We start from the raw sequence: 16616 nt of genomic DNA on the forward strand, positions 1-16616 counted from the left end.
GGAATACTCGACCCGTGGCAAGCAACGACGAGTCGCCGGAGGCGGAGCGAGCGACCACAGTGGACACTCCGCCGGCACCCGCCGTCCGGCCCCCGGTCCCCGGGCAGGCCGCCGACCGCTGGATCCCGGTGGAGATCACTGCGCCGGAGCCGGACAAAGGACCAAAATCGCCGCACAAGCCGCGCCACGCCGCGCCGGAGCCGAGCAACGCGTTCGGGCCACGGCCGGCAGTCGGCGGCACGGTCGGACGGCCGCCGGTCGGCGACGCGTCCGGGCCGCCGCGACCGCCGCTCGGGGACGTGATCGAGTCACGGCAGCGGCCGCTGGACGCGCGACGGGAGCGGTTCGCGCACATGCGCGCCCGCCCGGGGATCCGGTTCCTGCTGCCCGGCGTGCTCGTCGCGGTCGTGCTGGCCGCGGCCGGCGTGGTCGGCGTGGCCGGCGCCGTCGTGATCCCCGGCGCGTCCAAGACTCAGGCCGACCCCTCGCGGTCCGTCCAGGCGCCCGCGGGCACCAACGGTGCGCCGGGGCTCACCGGCGCACCCGCCACCGGCGAGGCGCCACAGCCGGAGACGCCGTCGGGCTCGTCCACCTTCAGCCCGCCGCCCGGCACCCACGAGCGCCCCGCCGACGTGTACGGGGCGTGGGCCGGCTCCCGCTCGGTCCGGCTGGACATCCCGGTGGTGGCGCTGCAGGCGTATGCGTACGCCGAGGCGGTCACCGTCCGCAGCTACCCGAAGTGCCACCTGACGTGGACCACCCTGGCCGGCATCGCCAAGGTCGAGTCGGACCACGGGCGCGCCAACGGCTCGGTCCTGCAGGACGACGGCCGCTCCGTGCCGCCGATCATCGGCCCGCCGCTGGACGGGCAGAACGGCCGCCAGGCGATCGCCGACACCGACCAGGGCGCGCTGGACAACGACCGCACCTGGGACCGCGCCGTCGGGCCGATGCAGTTCCTGCCGTCCACCTGGCGGGCGTATGGCCTGGATGCCGACAACGACGGCGTGATCGACATCAACAACATCAACGACGCCGCCCTGACCGCCGCCGCGTTCCTGTGCGCCAACAACCGCGACCTGTCCACGTTGGACGGCTGGAACGCGGCCATCCACGCCTACAACGTGCCCGAGGAGTACCGCGCCGCCGTGTTCAACGCCACCAACGAGTACGGCCGCCGGGACCGCCAGGGCTGAGCGCAAACCACCCGCGAGTAGATCAATGCCACGCTCTGCGCCCTGGTACTTCCGCTCAGCCACAAACAGGGGCAGGCTTAGGGCGTGAAGGTGCGCGAGTGGGACCCGGGGACCGCGCCCGCGGCCGAGATCGAGGCGGTGCTGCGGGCGCTCAACGACATCGTCGTTGTCGATGTGCCCGAGGACCCGCCGTGGCGCGAGAACATGTTCCGGGAGTACCTCGCCGTCACCATGCCGGGCGAGCAGCGCACGTCGTGGCTGGCAACCTCCGAGTCGGGTGAGATCCTCGGCCACGCCAGCCTGCTGGCGCTGGAGGAGATCGGCGTGCTCGAGCTGTCGGTCGTCCCGGGCGCCCGGCACGGCCGCGTCGGCACCGCGCTGCTGGCCGCCGTCGCCCGCCGGGCCGCCGAGGAGGGCTTCGAGTCCGTCGGGGTCGAGGTCATCGGCGGCACCCCGAGCGTGAAGTTCTTCGAGACGCACGGCTTCGAGTGCGCGTTCATCGAGATGCGCAACCGGCTCGACCTGGCCGGCGTGGACTGGCTGCGGCTGGGCGAGATGGCCGCCGGCATCAGCGCCGGATACCGCATCGAGTACTACCCGGGCGGCCCGCCGCCCGAGCTCTACGCGGGCTACGCGGCGGCGAAGGAGGCCGCCCGCGCCGCCGTGGTCGAGGACCTCGAGCTGCGGCCGAGCTCCTACGACTCCGAGCGACTCGCGGCGAGCCTGCGCACGCTGCACGCGCGCGGCCTCAAGCCCTACATCGTGCTCGCCGTGCACGAGCAGTCGGAGACGATCGCCGGGCTCACCGAGGTCGTCGTGCCCGCGCAGCGGCCGACCCGCGCCGACCAGTACGACACGATCGAGGTGCCCAGCCACCGCGGCTACGGCATCAGCCGGGCGATCAAGGCGCGGATGCTGTTCGAGCTGCGCGCCGCCGAGCCGGACCTGCTGGACGTGCAGACCTGGAACGCGCTGGAGAACGAGCCGCTGCTGCAGGTCAACGCGGAGCTGGGGTTCAAGCCCGACCGCGAGTGGCGCGAATACGAGGCCGACGTGATCGACCTCCTGCGCCGCCTGAAGGGCTGAGCGTCAGCTCGGCGCCCAGGGGCCCTGCACGAACGTGCCGTCGGACGTGAACGCGTAGGCGTTGGGCTTGCAGCCGTTCAGGGCGATCGTCTGCGTCTGCATGAGCGGCGCGACCCGGCCCGAGCCGGGGCACTTCATGTGGTCGAAGCCGAGGAAGTGGCCCATCTCGTGCAGGACGGTCATCGAGTGGAAGTCGATGCCGGCGGGGAAGCCGTCGATGCCCTTGAGCCAGCGGCGCAGGTTGAGCAGGATCGTCTTGCCGTACCGGCAGGAGTAGATGCCCTGGGTGTTGACCCCGACCGACTTGCACAGCTTGTCGACGGTCCCGGGGGTGGCCAGGCGCAGCACCACGTTGTAGTCGTCGCCGCTGACACGCTGGAACTTCCAGGTCGCACCGCTGATCTTGTTGGGCGAGTAGGTGACCGGGTGCTCGCCGGACATCGTCCAGCCCTGCGGCGAGGCGATCGCCCGGTCGACCTCGGCGGCGAGCGACGAGGTCGTCCAGACCTGGTTGTTGCCCCACTGGATGCCGTTCTCCATCTCGACGCGGTACTTCACCAGCGTCGCCGCGTCGGCCGACCCGACCACGTCGGTGCTCCCGCCGGCCGCGGTGAACGTGCCGCTGCCGAGGCTGGGCACGCCGTCGTTGGAGTTCACCGGCTTGGCGCCGCCGGTGTCGCCGCCCGGGTTGACCCGCTTCAGCGACGCCGACGGCTTGGCGCTGGGCTTCTTCGACGGGGACGGCGCCGGGGCGAGCTCGCTGTCGCCCTCGAGCTGGGCGGTCGGGAACGGGTCGGTGCTCGACATCGCGTCGACCGTCACGTCGCCCCCCGGCGACGACGACTCCGGTTGTGTGCCGCAGCCGACCAGATTGGCCAGCAGCGCGCCGACCAGGATCATCTTCCCCACACGTGTCCCCAGCACTCGGCCGAGCCTAAACGAAAGTCGCAACCGACGCTGCCCCCGATGGCATTGCTCACTGGCGGGCAACCGGATGGCGGGGGCCTACGTCTTCGTAGAGCCCCCGCCGCACCGGATCTTGCGCGCCTACGCCGGCAGGGTCCACTTCTGCGCGGCGCTGCCGTTACAGGTGTACAGCTGGACCACCGTACTGTCGGCCGAATTGCCCCCGGCCACGTCCAGGCACTTGCCCGACTGCGGGTTGCGCAGCGAGCCGTCGGCCTGGGCGGCCCAGTTCTGCGCGCCGGTGCCGTTGCACGTCCACAGCTGGATCTTCGTGCCGTCCGCGGAGCCGCCGCCGGAGACGTCCAGGCACTTGCCCAGCGCCCGCAGCGTCTGCCCGGTGACCGTCCAGCTCTGGGCGCCGGTGCCGTTACAGGTGTACAGCTGGATCTGCGTGCCGTCGGCGGTGCCCGCGTTGCGCACGTCCAGGCACTTGCCCGCGAGGCCCTTCACCGGCCCGCTGACGGGTCCGGCCGGGGGCTTGACGAAGGTGAAGTTGTCGACGTCGAACAGGCCGGAGCCCGTGCCGGTGAAGGTCAGGAACACGTTGGCGGTGCCCGCTGGGACGCCGGTGAGCGGCGTGGTCACGTCGGCGAAGGTCTCCCAGCCGCCGGTGTTGGGCACGGTGACCGAGCCGAGGATCGGGCCGGTCGCGGAGCCGGTGCGGACCTGGATCTGCCCGCCCGGACCGCCGGAGACGACGCGCGCCCGCAACGACGTGGCCCCGCCCACGGCGACGCCGGAATAGCCGGCCCAGTCGCCCGGGTCGATGAAGCCCAGCGTCTGGCCGTTGCTGGCCCCGGCCTTGGTGTAGGGCTGGACGCCGCTGGCCGAGGTGTAGGACTCAGCCTCGACGGTGAAACCGGTCAGCTCCTTGATCCGGATGTTGCGGAACGAGACCTGGTCGCCGGCACCGTGGTTCTGGATGCCGACATACCCGTCCAAATTGCGGTTCGGATCGCTGTTCGTGAAGTCGTTGATCAGCGACCCGTTGAGGAACACCCGGATCCGCTGCCCCTCGACCAGGATCTCGTAGGTGTTCCACGCGCCGGGCGGGTTGAGCGCCGCGTCGCGCGCCGCCAGGTCGGCGGACTGAAAGCCGTAGATCGCGCCCGTGGTGCGGTCGGGCGTGTCGGTGGCGTCGATCTGGATCTCGTACCCCTGGTTGACCGCGACGTTGGGGTCGTTGCCCGGGTTCGGGAAGCCGACGTACACCCCGGAGTTACTGTCGCCGGTGATGCGGAAGTCGGCCTTGAGCGAGTAGTCGGTGTACTGCTTCGCGCTGTACCAGAACAGCCCCATGCCGCCGGTCGAGCTCAGCGTGGCGTCCGCGTTGGTGAAGCCGCCCGGGCCCGACTGGGACCAGCCGGCGGTGGAGCCGTTGTAGAGCGCGGCGTAGCCGGTCTCGGGCCGGCAGTCGGCCTGGGCCCGCCGGGCCGCGTACCGGATACCGCCGAGCAGCTCGGTGCGGAAGTTGGCGTCGGCGTACGACTCCTGGGTGTGCCCGAAACCGGTGTAGAAGGAGCGCCCGGCGTCGATGGTCTTGCACCAGGTGATCGGGTGGTCGGCGCCCATCGTGCCGCCGGAGTACGACGACTCGTCGAGGGTGGCCAGCACGTGCGCGGTGGCACGCGGGTTGGACTGGTAGTTGTACAGCTCGTCGGTGCGGGTCCAGGTCTGCGGCAGGTGTGACGTCGCCGGGTTGGCCCGGTCCTCCGTCTTCGAGTTGACCTGCTGGATCGCCGGATGGCTGGCGAACCAGGCGCCGACCAGCTGGCCGTAGAAGGGCCAGCCGTACTCGGTGTCGGCGGCCGCGTGGACGCCGACATACCCGCCGCCGGCACGGATGTAGGACTCGAACGCGGTCTGCTGGGCGTCGTTGAGCACGTCGCCGGTGGTGCTGAGGAACACGACGGCCTCGTACTGCGCGAGGTTGGCGGTCGTGAACGCGGCGGCGTCCTCGGTGGCGGTCACGGTGAAGTTGTTCGCCGCACCCAGGTCCCGGGTCGCCTGAATCCCGGCCGGGATCGAGTCGTGCCGGAAGCCCGCGGTCTTGGAGAAGACCAGGACGTCGTACGGCGCGTCGGCGGCGAGGGCCGGCGTGGCGACGAGGGTGCCCGCGACCAGGGCGGCCGCGGCGAGGGCGGTGCGCATCCGCATGACTGTCCTCACGGCAGAGTCCACTTCTGGGCGCTGGTCCCGTTGCAGGTGTACAGCTGAACCGGCGTGCTGTCGGCGGTGTTCGCGCCGGCCACGTCGAGGCACTTGCCGGACTGCGGGTTGCGCAGCGAGCCGTCGGCCTGCGCCACCCAGTTCTGCGCACCGGTGCCGTTGCACGTCCACAGCTGCACCTTCGTGCCGTCCGCGGTGCCGCCGCCGGAGATGTCCAGGCACTTGCCCAGCACCTTGAGCTGCTGGCCGGCTATTGGGCCAGAAACCACGAAGACCTGCGCCCCGGTGCCGTTGCAGGTGTACAGCTGCATCTGCGTGCCGTCGGCGGTGGCCGCGTTGCGCACGTCCAGGCACTTGCCCGCGAGGCCCTTGACCGGGCCGACACCGTTGCCGGTCGGGCCGGTGGTGAACGTGAAGCTGTCCACGTCGAACAGCGCGGCCGTCGTGTTGCCGGAGAAGGTGAGGTACAGCGAGGTGGTGCCGGCCGGCGCGTTGCTGATCGGCCCGCCGACCGTGGTGAACGTCTCCCACGAGCCGGTCACCGGGACCGTCGCCGAGCCGATGATCGTGCCGGTCGGCGAGCCGGTGCGCAGCTGCAGCGTGCCTCCCGCGCCGCCGGAGGAGACCCGGGCGGTGAACGAGGTGGCGTTGTTGAGCTTGTACGGTTCGAACCCGATCCAGTCACCGTTGTTGATGTTGCCGACGGTCTTGCCGCCCTCGGCCGCCGGCTTGACGATCGGGTCGACGCCGGAGGAGGTCTTGTAGAACTCGGCCTGGCGGTACCGCGGCGCCATGATGCTCTGCGCGTGGGTTGTCAGCCCGCCCTTGTCGGTGTACTGCGCGTCGAAGATCGGGAAGATGTTCGACGCCGAGTCGTGCTCGCCGTCGACCGGGATCGTGATCGTGCCCGCGCAGCCGGTCTGCGAGGTGATCTGGTGCGCGTGCTGGTCGTGGCCGAGCACGTAGGTCATCGTGACCTTGCCGCAGTCGATCGGGCCGTCCTCGGGGTCGGTCACCGTGACGCTCCACGGCACCGAGTCGCCGAAGGACACCAGCTGGCCCGGGGCCGGGCCCTGGATCGTGACCGTCGGCGCGGTGTTGCCGACGCTGATGAGCACGTTGGCGGTGCCGATCGCGTTCTGGTTGTCCTTCACGGTCAGGGTCACCGCGTAGTTGCCGTTGGTCGTGAACGTGTGCGACGGGTTGGCGGCGGTCGACGTGCCGCCGTCGCCGAACGTCCACGAGTACGTCAGCAGGCCGCCCTCCGGGTCGGACGAGCCGGCCGAGGAGAAGTTCACGGCCAGGGGCGCCACGCCCGAGGTCACGTTGGCGCCGGCCACGGCGGTCGGGGCGCGATTGCCGCCGGCGCCGACGTAGTCGTAGCGGTACAGCGCCGAGTTGACGTCGCCGTTGAAGTAGCCGGTGCCGTAGTCCAGGACGTACAGCGACCCGTCGGGGCCGAACTGCATGTCCATGACCTGCTTGCCGTTCCACGCGAAGTTGTCGATCGCGCCCGGCGACCCGTCCGCGTTGATCTTGATCGGCTTGATCCAGCCGCGGCCGAACTCGCCGGCGAAGAACATGCCGTCCAGCGCCTGCGGAAACTTCGTGGTCGACGGGTTGTTCGCGTCGTAGTGGTAGACCGGGCCGGCCATCGGCGACTCGGATCCGCCGCCGAACTCCGGCGGGCTGCCCGCGTCGCCGCCGTAGCGAATCCAGGCGGGCTTCGCCGGGGGCAGCGTGGTCAGCCCGGTATTGCGGAACGAGGTGTTCGTCGGGCCACCGGCGCAGTTGTACTTCGGGCCGGTCGAGTTGGTCGCGAAGTTCCACTTGTTGTACGTCTCGGTGGTGGTGTTCGTGCCGGTGCAGTACGGCCAGCCGAAGTTGCCGGGGCCGGTGATCCGGTCGAACTCCACCTGGCCGGACGGGCCGCGGTTGGGGTCCGTGGTGCCCGCGTCCGGGCCGTAGTCGCCGACGTAGACGACGCCGGTCGCCTTGTCCACGGACATGCGGAACGGGTTGCGGAAGCCCATCGCGTAGATCTCGGGCCGGGTGTTGGCGGTGCCGGGCGCGAACATGTTCCCGGCCGGGATCGAGTACGACCCGTCGGCGTTGACCTTGATCCGCAGGATCTTGCCGCGCAGGTCGTTGGTGTTGGCTGAGGAGCGCTGCGCGTCGTACGCCGGGTTGCGGTCGGTCCGCTCGTCGATCGGCGAGTAGCCGGCGGAGTCGAACGGGTTGGAGTCGTCGCCGGTCGACAGGTACAGGTTGCCCTGGGCGTCGAAGTCGATGTCCCCGCCCACGTGGCAGCAGATGCCGCGGTTGGCCGGGACGTCCAGGATGTTGACCTGGCTGGCCAGGTTGACCGTGTAGTCGGCGTTGAGCGTGAAGCGGGACAGCCGGTTCACGCCGGTCCAGGTCGCCCAGTCCGCGGCGGTACCACTGGCCGGCGCGTCGCCCGCGGGAGTGTTCAGCGGCGGCGCGTAGTACAGGTAGATGTACCGGTTGGTCGCGAAGTTCGGGTCCGCGGCGACGCCCTGCAGCCCCTCCTCGTCGTGCGTGTAGACCGGGATGTTGGCGATCACGGTCGTCGTCCCACTCGCGTCGGTGCGCCGCAGCGTGCCGTTGCGCGCGGTGTGCAGCACCGAGCGGTCGGGCAGCACCGAGATGGCGAGCGGCTCGCCCACCTCCGGCTCCCCCTTCGCCAGGGTGACCTGCTGGAAGTCCGCGGGGTTGATGGCCGCCGCCGCAGGCGTGGCGGGTGCGGCGACGACCGCGGCGGTCGTGGCGGTGAGGCTCGCCGAGGCGAGCAGCAGGGCGGCACCAATCGGCCGCCATCGATGATGTGAGGGCTGCTGGTTCACTGTGTCCCTTCCTGACCTCTGACGCGCCAGGCAGGGCGCGCGCCGCCGCGCCGGATGCCGTAGCCGGGGAGCTGCGGTCGGCCCGCAGCGGGCGTTCCGTGTCCGGCGCCGAGCCGGATACATCGACGAAACACCATGGTGTCGTGGGGGACACATTAAAGTCATTGGATGCGACTGTCCACACTTTCCTTCAACACAGCGGAAACTTTTGCTGGACCAGCCAAAAGACTCCGAGTGGCCTCGGTACGGTGCGAAAACGGTCAAAACAGCGCGGTAACCAGGCGAACCGCCACGATGCACCTTCGCCCAACCGGGGCCGGCCGCCTGCCTATGATGTAGCCATGGGGGCGCAGGGGCCGTTGCGCAGGGATGCCGAGCGCAACCGCCGGCAGCTCGTGGAAACCGCGAAGGTCGTGTTCGCCGAGCGCGGGCTGGAGGCCCCGCTCGACGAGATCGCGCGGCGTGCTCAGGTCGGCAACGCCACCCTCTACCGCCGCTTCCCCAGCCGCGGCCACCTCGTCGCCGCGGTGTTCGCCGACGCGCTGCGGGAGGTGGTGGCGGCGACCGAGCAGGCGCTCGCCGTCGAGGACCCGTGGGCCGCGTTCGCCGAGCACCTGACGTTCCTGTGCGAGGTGCAGGCCGGCAACCGCGCCTTCGCCGACCTGCTGACCGCGACCGTGTCCGGGGTACCGGAGCTGGAAAGCCTGCGCGGGCGCGCCTTCCTGGGCCTGACCGCGCTCATCGACCGCGCCCGGGCCGCCGGGGTGCTGCGGCCGGACTTTCAGCACGAGGACGTGGTCCCCGTGCTCATGGCCAACGCCGGGCTGGTCGAGCGCACCGGCGCGACCGCACCGACGGCGTGGCGGCGGCAGCTCGGGTACACCCTCGCCGGCCTGCGCGCGCCCGCCGACGCCCCGGCCGAGCCGGCGCCGGACCGGGCCGGCATCCTGCGCGCCATGCATGCCCTGGCGGAGCGTAACGGCCTCACCGCGGAGGCGGACTTCGGCGCCTCAGCAGGCCTCGCGCCAGGCGTCGAGGGCGAGCTTCTTCTTCATCGCCCGCCCCGCTGAGGGCGCCTGCCCGATCGGTTTTCAGATTTTGCGCAGGAGTCGGGCCGCGTCGCTCGCCCAGTACGTCAGGATCAGCTGGGCGCCGGCCCGGCGGATCGAGGTCAGCGTCTCCAGCACGACCCGCTCGCGGTCCAGCCAGCCGTTGGCCACGGCCGCCTCGACCATCGCATATTCACCCGAGACCTGGTAGGCGGCCACCGGCACGTCCACCATCTCGGCAACGCGGGCGAGCACGTCGAGGTACGGCAGCGCGGGCTTGACCATGACCATGTCCGCGCCCTCCTCGACGTCGAGGGCGACCTCGCGCAGGGACTCGCGCACGTTGGCCGGGTCCTGCTGATAGGTCTTGCGGTCGCCGACCAGGGCGGACTCGACGGCCTCGCGGAACGGGCCGTAGAAGGCGCTGGCGTACTTGACGGCGTAGGCCAGCAGCGACACGTCGGTGTAGCCGGCCCGGTCCAGCGCCGAACGCACGACGCCGACCTGGCCGTCCATCATCCCGGACGGGCCGAGCACGTGGGCGCCGGCCTCGGCCTGCGCCAGCGCCATCAGCTCGTACTGCCGCAGCGTGGCGTCGTTGTCGACGGCCCCGTCGGGGGCCAGCACGCCGCAGTGCCCGTGCGAGGTGAACTCGTCCAGGCACAGGTCGGACATGACCACGGTCGAGTCGCCGACCTCGGAGATCACGTCGCGGATGGCGACGTTGAGGATCCCGTCGGGGTCGAGGCCGCCGGAGCCGGTCTCGTCGCGCGTCTCCGGCACGCCGAAGAGCATGAGCCCGCCGACGCCCTCGGCGACCGCCTCGGCGGCGGCCTTGCGCAGCGACTCGCGGGAGTGCTGCACGACGCCGGGCAGGGAGCTGATCGGCCGCGGCTCGGTCAGCCCCTCCTTCACGAACATCGGCAGGATCAGGTTGGACGGCTGCACGTGCGTCTCGGCCACGAGCCGGCGCATCGCGGGAGTGCGACGCAGCCGGCGCGGCCGGACCTCAGGGAACCCCACGGGATGACCCCCTACGAAACCTCTAGCGGAACCGCAGGGCGGTCGGGCCCTGCACCTTCGAGCCGCGGCGCTGCTTGGCAGGCATCGCGGCGAGCTTCTCGCGCAGCTCCACAGCGTAGCCCGCCAGCGCCTCGACCAGGTCGGGAACGGAGGCGTGCGGCGGCTGCACGTCGACGCGCAGGCCGAACTCGACGGCGGTGTCCGCCGTCTTCGGCCCGATCACCGCGACGACGGTGCGGGCGTGCGGCTTGCCGGCGATGCCGACCAGGTTGCGCACGGTGGACGACGACGTGAAGAGCACCGCGTCGAAGCCGCCGGACTTGATCGCGTCGCGGATGTCGGCCGGCGGCGGCGCGGCGCGGACCGTGCGGTACGCCGTGACGTCGTCGACCTCCCAGCCCAGCTCGGTGAGGCCGGCGGCGAGGGTCTCTGTGGCGATGTCGGCGCGGGGCAGCAGCACCCGGCCGACCGGGTCGAGCACCTCGTCGTGCGGCGAGAACTCGGCCAGCAGGCCCTCGGAGGTCTGCTCGCCGGCCGGCACCAGCTCGGGCACGATGCCGAAGCCGCGGACCGCCTCGGCGGTGGCCTCGCCGATGCAGGCGACCTTCACGCCGCCGAAGTGGCGGGCGTCGAGGCCGTGCTCGGCGAACTTCTCCCAGACCGCGCGGACGGCGTTGACCGAGGTGAAGACGGTCCAGGCGTACCGGCCGTCGACCAGGCCCTTGATCGCGCGCTCCATCTGCGCCGGGGTGCGCGGCGGCTCGACGGCGATCGTCGGCACCTCGCACGGAATGGCGCCGTAGGCCCGCAGCCGCTCGCTCATCGCGCCGGCCTGCTCCTTGGTGCGAGGGACGAGCACCTTCCAGCCGTACAGCGGGCGGTTCTCCCACCAGCCGAGCTTCTCGCGGTGCGCGACGCCGGCGCCCAGGCACAGCACCACGCGGCCGGCGAAGCCGAGCGCGGCGGCGACCATGCTGTCGACGCTGGAGGCGGAGCTGTACTGCGTCTCGCCCGTGCCGTCGCCGGTGATCGAGACCGGCGTGATCGGGTCGACCCCGGCGGCCAGCAGCCCGTCGCGGACGGCCGCGAGGTCGCCCGCGTCGACGGCGAGCGCGGAGGAGCCGCGGGTCACGGCGGCGGCGACGGCCTCGAAGTCGACGGACTGCACGTCGTCGACGTCGGCGGTCACGCGTACGCCGGGCAGCGGCACGCCGGCATAGGTGGCGACGCCGGAGGCCTGGCCGATGCCGGGCACGACCTCGAACGGCACCGCGGTGCGGGCGACGGCCTGCACCTCCTTGAGTACCGTCTCGTGCGCCAGCGGGTCGCCACCGACGAGGTGGATCGCGCGCAGGCCGGAGCGGGCCGCGGACAGCAGCACCTTGGCCACGTCGCCGGGCGCCCCCTCGGCCGGGCTGAACTGGGCCTCCGGGTCGGCCTCGGCGCGGATCGCGGCGAGCAGCGGCTCCGGGACATTGCGGTCGTAGACGACGTGGTCGGCGGTCACCAGCGCCTCATGGGCGCGGCGCGTCAGCAGGCCGGGGTCGCCGGGGCCGGCCCCGACGAAGGCGATCCGGCCGGTGCCCTTACGGGTGCGGGTCATGCTGCACTCCCAGTGCGTTGTCGGCGCCTTCTTCGCGCAGGTCGCGGGCCAGGGCTCGGCCCACCTCCGCGGCGTCGGCGAGCGTTCCGGTGCGCGAGAGCCGGAGGGCGAAGCCGCCGTCCGGGCTGAACACCGCACCGCGCAGATAAATCTCCGGCCCCTCGTCGCCCTCGGCGACCTCGGCCAGCGCCGCGATCGGGGCGGAGCAGCCCGCCTCGAGCTCGGCCAACAGCGCCCGCTCGGCGGCGACCGCCGCGCGGGTGTATTCATCGTCGAGCGCGGCGAGCACCTCGCGCAGCTCGGCATCGTCCTCACGGCACTCGACCGCCAGCGCGCCCTGCGCGGGTGCGGGCAGCATCAGCAGCGGATCAAGCACCTCGGTCGCCTCCCCGCCGCGGCCGAGCCTGGCCAGGCCCGCGTGCGCCAGCACGATGGCGTCGAACTCGCCCTCGGCCAGCTTCCGCAGACGGGTGTCCACGTTCCCTCGCAACGGTACCGCGGAAAGCCGCCGGCCCAACGCGTTGATCTGGGCGATCCGGCGCAGCGCGCCGGTCCCGATGCGGGCGCCGTCAGGCAGCTCGTTGAGCATCAGCCCGTCGCGGGCGACCAGCGCGTCGCGCGGGTCCTGCCGCAGCGGGACGGCGGCCACCACCAGGCCCTCGGCCGGCGCGGTCGGCAAGTCCTTGTAGGAGTGGACGGCGAAGTCGATCTCCTTGTTGAGCAGCGCGTCGCGCAGGGCGGAGACGAACACTCCCACGCCGAGCTGCTGGATCGGCGCGCTCGACCGGTCACCGGAGGTGACGATCTCGATCAGTTCCACGTCGCGGCCGGTGCGCTCGCGCACGGCATCGGCGACGGTCGTCGACTGCGCCATCGCGAGCGCGCTGCCCCGGGTCCCAAGCCTCAGCGTCACGGGTGCACCTCTCCAGCTGCCGCCGGGTTGATCTCCGAAGTCGGGATCTGCAGGTCGAACAGCTCACGTAGCGCCTGAGCATAGGCCTCGCCGCCCGGCGCGGCGGCCAGCTGGCGCACGCGAACGGTCGGCTGGTGGAGCAGGCGCTGGACGATCCGGTGGATGCTGTGCGACACCTCGGCGCGCGCCTCATCGCCGAGCTCCGGGCAGCGCTGAGCCAGCCGGCGCAGCTCGGCCTCGACGACCTCGTCCGCCCGGGCCCGCAGCGCGGCCACGGTCGGCGCCACGTCAGCGCCGCGCAGCCAGGTCAGGAACGCCTCGACCTCGACGGCGACGATCTCCTCGCCGGCCCGCTCCTCCGCATCGGCGCTGGTCGACAGCGACTCGGACAGCAGCTCGATGTCGACGAGCGTGACGCCGGACAGCTCCCGGACCGCGGGCGCCACGTCGCGCGGCAGCGCCAGGTCGAGGACCAGCAGGTCTCTGTTGGCCCCGGCGACGAGCGGCGCGTCGAGCACCGGCTCCGGCGACGCGGTCGCGCTCACGACCACGTCGACGCGCTCCAGCAGCGACGGCAGTTCCGCGAACGGTACGGCCTCGGCCCCGTGCAGCTCCGCCAGGCGCTCGGCCCGGGCGTGGCTGCGGTTGGTCACGTAGAGCGGAGCGGCCCCGGCCCGGCGCAGCGTCGCCAGCGACAGCGCGCCCATCGCGCCCGCCCCGATGACCAGCGCGGGACGCCCCTCGACCGGCGCGGTGGCGCCCTGCCCGTAGGCGAGCGCCGCGCTCACCACGCTCTGCCCGGCGCGGTCGATCTCGGTCTCGGCGTGCACCCGCTTGCCGACCCGCAGGGCCTGCTGCATCAGCTCGTGCAGCAGCCGCCCGGCCGTGCCCTGCTCACCGGCGGCGCCGTAGGCGTCGCGGAGCTGGCCGAGGATCTGCGCCTCGCCCACGACCATCGAGTCGAGCCCGGCGGCCACGCGGAAGGCGTGCCGGACGGCGTCGACCTCGTAGTGGACGTACAGCTGGGGAGCCAGCTCACCCACCGCGAGCCCGGCCCGTTCGGCGAGCACGCCGCCGATGTCGGCGAGGCCGCCGTGGAACGCGGTGACGGCGGCGTAGATCTCCACCCGGTTGCAGGTGGAGAGCACCACGGCCTCGTCGACGTACTGCAGCCCGACGAGCTCGGCGAGCACGTCCGGCAGCTCGCCGGGGTTCAGCGCGAGCCGCTCGAGCAGCGGAACCCCCGCGGTCCGGTGCGACAGGCCCACGACCAGCAGGTTCTGATTTGCGATCATGATCCCACCGCCTCCCCGCCGAGCCGGTTGGCTCGTTGTAGGTCCTGGCCGACCCGTCCGGGCTTCTGCACCGCCGGCAGCGCCGTCAGGGCCGACTTGCGGTGCTCGTGGAAGGACAGGATTTGCAACTCGATGGCCAGATCGACCTTACGCACGTCCACGCCCTCGGGGACGTTCAAGACGCACGGTGCGAAGTTGAGGACGCTGGTGACGCCGGCCTCCACGAGCCGGTCCGCCACGTGCTGCGCCGCGTGCGCGGGCGTGGCGATCACCGCGATGGAGATCGACTCTTCCTGTACCACCTCGGGCAGGTCGTCGATGTGCCGCACGACCAGGCCGTTGATGTGCTCCCCGACCCGGCCCAGGTCGGCGTCGAAGAGGGCCGCGATGCGGAACCCGCGATTGCCGAACCCGGCGTAGCCGGCCAGGGCGTGACCGAGATTACCCACACCGACGAGCGCGACGGCCCGCCGATGGGTGAGGCCGAGCACCTGCTCGATCTGGTCGATCAGCAGCGTCACGTCGTAGCCGACGCCGCGGGTGCCGGTGCGGCCCAGGTGGGACAGGTCCTTGCGGAGCTTGGCGGAGTTGACGCCCGCGGCCGCGGCCAGACCCTCCGAGGAGACCGTGTCGTGCCCTTCCTCCGCGAGGTGGTGCAGGGCACGCAGGTACTCCGGAAGCCTGGCGACGGTCGCCTCCGGAAGGTCCGGAAATTCCGGTCCATCCGTGGGGCCGGTGCGCTGCTGGCTCATGAGTCTCCGAGACGACGACGGTTTACGAGGCCGCTCGCAACGGCGATTACCGCCTGTGCTAACGGGGTTCGTCGTTGCAACAGAGTAGGCGCTTGTGAAGCCGTGCACAAATCGCGATCTTGAAGACTCGGCGCCCACCACGTAGAGGTCAGCGCCCGCCCGTGCGGATCGCGCGCAGGAGAATTGCCCCCGCGGCACGTGGTGCCCCCTTTCTCCGACGCGGTCGGCAGCGGGCGGGCGCTGTGGCTAGTATCACCGCAATTCAGGCATACAACGCCCCAAACACGCCTTACGTAGCGACACTACACGTTTTTTCAGTAGGGTTGCCCCTACCATCAAGTGGCTGGGCGGCGGGATGGGAGGCGACGGGCGTCATGTCTAGCGTCGATGACATGACGACGACCATCACCCCGCTGGGCCCGGGCCGCTTCTCCCGCATCTTCCGCCAGCTGGGGATCGACACACAGTACGTGCTGCTCGGGTTCCCCCTCGGCATCATCACGCTGGTGCTGTGCGTGACCGCCTTCTCGCTCGGCGTGGGCATGATGGTGACGGTCGTCGGCTTCCCGATCCTGTTCACCACGATGCTGCAGGCCCGCGGCTTCGCCACCTTGGAGCGCGCCCGCGTCGGCCCGGTGCTGCGCACCCGGCTGTCGCACCCGTACTACAAGAAGGCCGAGCCCGGCGCCGGCTTCTGGCGCCGCACATTCGTCCCGCTCACCGACGGCCAGTCCTGGCTGGATCTGCTGCACGGCACCTTCCGGATCATCCCCAGCACGATCGCGTTCTCGCTCGTCGTCACCTGGTGGGCCGGCGCGCTGGGCGGGCTCACCACGGTGCTGTGGGACTGGTCCATCCCGCGCTCCCCGGACAACAAGGACCTGCCGGAGCTGATCGGCATCGGCTCGGGCACCGAGCTGCGGGTCCTCTTCCACACCGGCCTCGGCGTGGTCTTCGCGCTCACGCTGATGCCCGTCGTGCGCGGCGCCGCTCTGCTCGAAGCATGGTTCGCCCGGGCGCTGCTCAGCGGCGTCAACGAGCTGCGCGAGCGGGTCGTCGAGGCCGAGCGCAGCCGCGACCGCGCCCGGGCCCAGACCACCGCCGCGGTCTCGGCCGAGGCGAGCGCCCTGCGCCGGCTCGAGCGCGACATCCACGACGGCCCGCAGCAGCGCCTGGTCCGCCTGGCCATGGACCTCGGCCGCGCCGACCTGCAGTTCGACAACGACCCGACGGCGGCCCGGGCGACGGTGGCCGAGGCGCTGGCCCAGACCCGAGAGACACTCGAGGAGCTGCGGGCGCTGTCGCGCGGCATCGCCCCGCCGATCCTGGTCGACCGGGGCCTGCGCGCGGCGCTGACGGCGCTCGCCGCCCGCTCGATGGTCCCCGTCGACCTGGACCTGCCCGAGGTCGGCCGGCTGGCGAGCCACGTGGAGACGACCGCGTACTTCGTCGTCGCCGAGGCCCTCACCAACGTGGCCAAGCACAGCCACGCGAGCGAGTGCAAGGTGACGGTGCAGCGCTCGGCGTACGGCATGCTCGTCACCATCGAGGACGACGGCGTCGGCGGCGCGAGCCTGGCCAAGGGCCACGGCCTGGCCGGCCTGGCCGACCGGGTGCGCGCGGCCGGCGGCGAGCTGACCGTGACCAGCCCCCTCGACGGCGGCACCAGGATCGTCGCCATCCTGCCGGTTTCCTGAATT

12 protein-coding genes are annotated in these 16616 nt (G+C 71.8%); 4 read left to right on the top strand and 8 right to left on the bottom strand.

Annotation, left to right across the window (positions count from 1 at the left end; translation table 11 throughout):
- Positions 1-14 precede the first annotated feature (14 nt).
- The gene (locus ACGFI8_RS05825; protein ID WP_392800510.1) at positions 15-1196 is read left to right on the top strand and encodes a lytic murein transglycosylase; all 1182 of its coding nucleotides are present in this window, start codon (positions 15-17) and stop codon (positions 1194-1196) included.
- Positions 1197-1280: 84 nt separating this feature from the next.
- Positions 1281-2282, top strand: a complete 1002-nt coding sequence (locus ACGFI8_RS05830; RefSeq protein ID WP_392800513.1) for a GNAT family N-acetyltransferase — start codon at positions 1281-1283, stop codon at positions 2280-2282.
- Between the two features lie 3 nt (positions 2283-2285).
- Here ACGFI8_RS05830 and ACGFI8_RS05835 read toward each other — a convergent pair whose 3' ends face one another.
- From ACGFI8_RS05835 to ACGFI8_RS05845, 3 genes are all read right to left on the bottom strand, one after another.
- Positions 2286-3206: a DUF3152 domain-containing protein gene (locus ACGFI8_RS05835; RefSeq protein ID WP_392800516.1), complete on the bottom strand. Its 921-nt coding sequence runs from the start codon at positions 3204-3206 to the stop codon at positions 2286-2288.
- Between the two features lie 123 nt (positions 3207-3329).
- Positions 3330-5399 carry a ThuA domain-containing protein gene (locus ACGFI8_RS05840; RefSeq protein WP_392800519.1) on the bottom strand — a complete coding sequence of 690 codons (2070 nt, stop codon included), beginning with the start codon at positions 5397-5399 and terminating at the stop codon, positions 3330-3332.
- 14 nt (positions 5400-5413) lie between these two features.
- Complete coding sequence (locus ACGFI8_RS05845; protein WP_392800521.1) at positions 5414-8281, bottom strand: PQQ-dependent sugar dehydrogenase; 2868 nt, start codon at positions 8279-8281, stop codon at positions 5414-5416.
- Between the two features lie 341 nt (positions 8282-8622).
- Between ACGFI8_RS05845 and ACGFI8_RS05850 the strand changes: the two genes are divergently transcribed.
- Complete coding sequence (locus tag ACGFI8_RS05850) at positions 8623-9351, top strand: TetR/AcrR family transcriptional regulator (RefSeq protein ID WP_392800524.1); 729 nt, start codon at positions 8623-8625, stop codon at positions 9349-9351.
- A gap of 21 nt (positions 9352-9372) precedes the next feature.
- On the opposite strand, the gene hemB is transcribed toward ACGFI8_RS05850, so the two are convergent.
- From hemB to ACGFI8_RS05875, 5 genes are read right to left on the bottom strand one after another with little or no spacing between them, the layout of a single operon-like run.
- Complete coding sequence (hemB, locus tag ACGFI8_RS05855; protein ID WP_392800527.1) at positions 9373-10353, bottom strand: porphobilinogen synthase; 981 nt, start codon at positions 10351-10353, stop codon at positions 9373-9375.
- A 22-nt stretch (positions 10354-10375) separates the two neighbouring features.
- Positions 10376-11956, bottom strand: coding sequence for a uroporphyrinogen-III synthase (locus tag ACGFI8_RS05860; RefSeq protein ID WP_392800530.1), 1581 nt, complete (start codon positions 11954-11956; stop codon positions 10376-10378).
- Positions 11940-12869 (bottom strand): hydroxymethylbilane synthase, encoded by a 930-nt coding sequence (gene hemC / locus ACGFI8_RS05865; RefSeq protein ID WP_392800533.1) that lies wholly within the window; start codon positions 12867-12869, stop codon positions 11940-11942. Before hemC ends, ACGFI8_RS05860 begins: the two co-directional genes overlap by 17 nt.
- Complete coding sequence (locus tag ACGFI8_RS05870) at positions 12866-14164, bottom strand: glutamyl-tRNA reductase (protein WP_392800536.1); 1299 nt, start codon at positions 14162-14164, stop codon at positions 12866-12868. Before ACGFI8_RS05870 ends, hemC begins: the two co-directional genes overlap by 4 nt.
- The gene (locus tag ACGFI8_RS05875) at positions 14161-14916 is read right to left on the bottom strand and encodes a redox-sensing transcriptional repressor Rex (RefSeq protein ID WP_392800539.1); all 756 of its coding nucleotides are present in this window, start codon (positions 14914-14916) and stop codon (positions 14161-14163) included. The genes ACGFI8_RS05870 and ACGFI8_RS05875 overlap by 4 nt, the downstream gene beginning before the upstream one ends.
- Before the next feature lie 392 nt (positions 14917-15308).
- Here ACGFI8_RS05875 and ACGFI8_RS05880 point away from each other — a divergent pair, with 392 nt between their 5' ends.
- Positions 15309-16613 carry a sensor histidine kinase gene (locus ACGFI8_RS05880; protein ID WP_392800542.1) on the top strand — a complete coding sequence of 435 codons (1305 nt, stop codon included), beginning with the start codon at positions 15309-15311 and terminating at the stop codon, positions 16611-16613.
- The last annotated feature ends 3 nt before the right edge of the window (positions 16614-16616 follow it).

The sequence above is a fragment of the Dactylosporangium sp. NPDC048998 genome, assembly GCF_043197855.1.
Classification (GTDB): Bacteria; Actinomycetota; Actinomycetes; order Mycobacteriales; family Micromonosporaceae; genus Dactylosporangium.